At 69.8% G+C, this 4,645-nt stretch carries 3 protein-coding genes; all 3 read left to right on the top strand.

The window, feature by feature from the left end; genetic code table 11:
• Positions 1–625: 625 nt before the first annotated feature.
• Positions 626–835 carry a hypothetical protein gene (locus Q8Q85_02980; protein MDP3773208.1) on the top strand — a complete coding sequence of 70 codons (210 nt, stop codon included), beginning with the start codon at positions 626–628 and terminating at the stop codon, positions 833–835.
• A 3-nt stretch (positions 836–838) separates the two neighbouring features.
• Entirely contained in the window at positions 839–3,040 is a 2,202-nt protein-coding gene (gene ggt / locus Q8Q85_02985) for a gamma-glutamyltransferase (protein MDP3773209.1), read from the top strand.
• Positions 3,041–3,109: 69 nt separating this feature from the next.
• The coding region (locus Q8Q85_02990) for a prolyl oligopeptidase family serine peptidase (protein MDP3773210.1) at positions 3,110–4,645 on the top strand (1,536 nt) is incomplete at its 3' end.

Genomic DNA, 4,645 nt, shown 5'->3' on the forward strand with positions numbered 1-4,645 from the left:
CGGCTTCGTTGCCGTCGATCGTGACCATGGGACGAGTCATCGGACCCCTTCCAGTCGGTCGGATACGGGGACGCCAGCTCGGCCGCCCCGGCCCGAAAATCGCAAGTTGCATTCCGACAAGAGGCCGGGCCTTAGGAGACAGGAGAACGGCGTCGCCGCCAACCGCAAACCGTTATCCACAAGGCACTTCAGGCGCAGCCCGGCGTGCGGCACCCGGGCGGACCGTCAGGCGCCGGAAGCCTCGAATCGCACTCGGAATAGCGGACATTGTGTCCCACAGTCCGTCGCTCGACGACCTGCGCGGTCTCCATCGCAGGTCGCCGCTCCTCGCGGCCACGCTGCTGCTGGCGCTGTTCGCGCTGGCCGGCGTCCCGCCGACCTCCGGGTTCATCGGGAAATGGTTCCTCTTCCGCGCGGCGATGGGAGAAGGCTGGTGGTGGCTGGTGCTGCTCGGCGCGGTGAACAGCACCGTGTCGGTCTACTACTATCTCGTGGTGGTGAAGCACGCCTACCTGCTCGAGCCGCCGGAGGAGCGTCCGCTGCGGCTCACGCCCCTGGATAGCGTCGGACGCTTGACGCCCCGGCGCCGAGGCAGGACTATTCGCCACAAAGGAGCCTGTCCCGAATGGCCACGATCCCGTTCACCGACAACTACACGGACCTGTCGTCCAACCGCGGCTTCCAGTTCAAGTTCTTCTGCCAGAAGTGCGGCAACGGCTACATGTCCACCTCCAAGACCAACACCCTCGGCGCCGCGGCGGCCGCGGCCGGCGCGGTGTCGTCGCTCCTGGGCGGCATCTTCGGACGCGCCGCCCATGGCGCGGAACAGCTCTAGGCCATGGTCGCCGGCCCGCAGCACGACGCCGCCCTCAAGGCGGCGGTCGAGGAGATCCGTCCCCTCTTCAAGCAGTGCACCCGCTGCGGCCAGTGGGTGTGCGAGCCGGTGTGCTGGAACAAGAAGGCCGGGCTATGCGAGAAGTGCGCCCCCGACGTCGACGAGGAAATCGCCTCGGCGCAGGCCCAGACGGCCAGGGAGCAGGTCATCGAGAAGGCCAAGGCCGTGGATTTCGTCGGTGAGCGCGACCTCGCGAAGGTCACGGCGGTGAACTGCCCGAAGTGCGGCGCGAAAACCCAGGGGAGCAAGTTCTGCCCCGAGTGCGGCACGCCGACGGCGCAGAAGAAGACGTGCGCGAGCTGCGGAGCCGTCGCCGACGGCTCGCCCAAGTTCTGCCCCGAGTGCGGAAGCCGCTTGGCGCATGATGTGATCGGGCGGACGGACCGAGCCGCGCGACTGGCGGAGCGGCACCCGGTCGGATTAGGGTTGATGTCCATGCGCCGCGCTCCCCTCATTGCCATCCTTGCCCTGGCAGCGTGCAGCTCCCGCGGCTCTCGCTCGGTGTCTCACATCCCGGCCTCGTGGCGCTACGCCAACATCGCGCCGCCGGTCGTGGCCGAGCATGTCATGGTCGCCTCAGAACACCCGCTCGCGAGCAGCATCGGCGCCGACATAATGCGGCGTGGCGGCAACGCCATTGACGCGGCCGTAGCCGTCGGCTTCGCCCAGGCCGTGGTGACCCCGCGCGCCGGCAACATCGGCGGCGGCGGGTTCCTGGTCTATCGCCAAGCCGACGGCCAGGTCTTCGCGCTCGACTACCGTGAGACCGCGCCCGCCGCCGCCACCCGCGACATGTTCGTGGACTCGGCGGGGCACGTCACCTCCGCCTCGCTCATCGGCCCGCTCGCCTCCGGCGTCCCGGGCGCCGTGGCAGGGATGTACGAGATGCACCGGCGCTTCGGACGGCTGCCGTGGCGTGAGCTCGTGATGCCATCCGTGGAGCTGGCGCGCAACGGCCACGAAGTGGACAGCGCACGCGCCGCCGTCATCGCCGCCAACCGCGAGCGCCTGGCGCGCTTCCCATCCACGGCCGGACTCCTCCTCCCCAGTGGCGAGCCGCTGCGCCGCGGCCTCTTGTGGCGGCAGCCCGAGCTGGCACGCACCCTGGAGCTCATCGCCGATTCGGGCGCGGCCGGTTTCTATCGCGGCCGAACCGCCGACCTGATCATGGCCGAAATGCGGCGGAGCGGCGGCCTGATCACCCACCAGGACCTGGAGGGCTACCGAGCGCTCTGGCGCGAGCCGATCCAGTTCACCTACCGCGGCTGGCGCGTGATCTCGATGCCGCCTTCCTCGAGCGGCGGCGTCACGATGGCGGAGATGTTCAACATGCTCGAGGGATGGCGCCGGCTCCCGCCGTTCGGAAGCGCCGAGCTGATCCACCTCGAGGTCGAGGTGATGCGCCGCGCCTTCACCGACCGCAACCGCTACCTCGGCGACCCGGACTTCGTGCGGATGCCGCTCGACCGGCTGCTCTCCAAGTCGTACGCCGCGGAGTTGCGCCGCGCCATCGATCGAGACCGGGCCACGCCGAGCACCGCGATGCCGCCTATCGTCGAAAGCCAGGAGACCACGCACTACTCCCTCGTGGACGCCCAAGGGAACGCCGCCTCGGTCACCACCACCCTGAACGACAACTTCGGCAACGCGATGTTGGTACCGGGGGCGGGCTTCCTCCTCAACAACGAGATGGACGACTTCACCTCCAAGCCCGGCGTCCCGAACGACTACGGTCTCTTCCAAGGCGAGGCCAACGCCATCGCGCCGCGCAAGCGCATGCTCTCGGCCATGACGCCGACCATCGTGCTCGACCAGCGCGGCCGGCTCGCCCTAGTCGTGGGCTCTCCCGGCGGGCCGCGGATCATCAGCGCGCTGGCCCAGGTGATCTCGAACGTGATCGACCACCGGATGACGCTCGCCGAGGCGGTCTTCGCGCCGCGTATCCATCACCAGTCCCTGCCGGACTCGATCCGCTGGGAGCAGGGCGGCATGGACCCCGAAGTGCGGCGGGCGCTGGAAGCGATGGGGCACGCCTTCTTCACGCGGCCGGGGGGGAACGGAGTGATCAACGCGGTCCGCGTCACGCCCCACGGGATCGAAGGGGTCACCGATCCGCGCATTCCCGGCGGCGCGGTCGGATGGTAGGACGAACAGACGCGTTGGTGCAGCGGACGCGCCGACGCACCGGATGCGACTCCACATCGTGAGGATCCGATGATGCGCTTGACGCTTGGCCTTTTCGCGCTCGCCGCCACGGCCGGAACGGTGGCCGCGCAACAGCCCCGCGCGCTCACCGTGCAGGACTTCCTTGCCTTCGACCGGCCGTCCGAGCCGGCGATCTCGCCGGACGGCCGCCAGGTGGCGTACACGGTGACCACGACCGACGTCACCGCCAACCGGCGGCGCACCGACCTGTGGCTCCGGGCGTCCGACAACCCGGCCGAAGCGCGCCGCATCTCCACCGACTCGTTAGGCGGCCGGAGCGCGAAGTGGTCTCCCGACGGCCGGCGCCTCGCGTACATAAGTTCGCGCGGCGGCACGCCGCAGGTCTGGATCTACGAAAGCGCCTCCGGCGCGCGCCGGCAGCTCACCACGCTCTCCACGGGCGCCGATGGCGTGATCTGGTCGCCGAGCGGGCGTTCGCTCGCCTTCGTCTCCGAGGGGTACGCCGAGTGCCGCGACGACGCGTGCAACCAGCGGCGAGCCGCCGAGGAGGAGCGCCGGCCGAGCCGAGCGCGTACCATCGACGGCCTGCTGTTCCGCCATTGGAACGCCTGGGAAGACGGCCTGCGAAGCCATCTCTTCGTGGTCTCCGCGGACGGCGGGACGCCGCGCGACCTGCTCGCGGGGAAGGACTACGACACACCCGTGCCGCCGTTCGGCGGTTCGGAGTCGTACGCCTTCAGTCCCGACGAGCGCGAGATCGCCTTCACCACCAAGCTCGCCGGCCGCGACCAGGCCTGGACCACCAACCTCGACATCTACTCCGTGCCCGTCGCCGGTGGCGAGCCTTCGCTCGTCACCGCGAACCTGCCCGGCGCGGACCAGAACCCGCTCTACTCCGCCGACGGGCGCTACCTTGCGTTCCTCTCGCAGGAGCGCGCAGGCTTCGAGGCGGACCGCTGGCGGCTGATGGTGAAGGACCGGCAGTCCGGCCAGGTGCGTGAGGTCCTGCACGGCTGGGACAACAACATCCTCGAGTACGCGTTCGCGACCGGCGGGAACGACTTGTTCGCGGTCACGGAGAAGCGGCAGCGCCACATCATGGTGCACGTGGTGTTCGCCACCGGCGAGGTGCACGAGGTCCTCACCGACATGAACCCGTCCCAGATGTCCGTGGCCACGTCGGCGAGCGCGCCGTCGTTCGCGTTCGTTAGCGACGCCCAGGACCAGCCGCCGCAGGTGTACGCGTGGTTCGTGGACCACCGTACTCCTCCAAGCCGGCTCACGCGCCTCAACGCGGATCGCCTCGCGCAGGTCCGCATGAACCCGGCCCGCGAGTTCGGCTGGGTGGGCGCCGGCGGCGACAGCGTCTTCGGGATGCTGGTCACGCCGCCGGGGTTCGACCCATCGCGCCGTTATCCGGCCGTCATCCTGATCCACGGCGGCCCGCAAGGCGCCTGGCTCGACCAGTTCCACGGCCGGTGGAACGCGCAGCTGTTCGCGGCGCCCGGGTACGTGGTCGCGATGCTCAACCCGCGCGGCTCGACCGGCTTCGGCCAGCGCTTCACCGACCAGATCAGCCGCGAC

This window comes from Gemmatimonadales bacterium (assembly GCA_030697825.1).
Classification (GTDB): Bacteria; Gemmatimonadota; Gemmatimonadetes; order Gemmatimonadales; family JACORV01; genus JACORV01.

Coding starts and splice junctions, on each gene's coding strand:
- Q8Q85_02980 (MDP3773208.1), top strand. CDS start 626: ATGGCCACGATCCCGTTCACCGACAACTACACGGACCTGTCGTCCAAC.
- ggt (MDP3773209.1), top strand. CDS start 839: ATGGTCGCCGGCCCGCAGCACGACGCCGCCCTCAAGGCGGCGGTCGAG.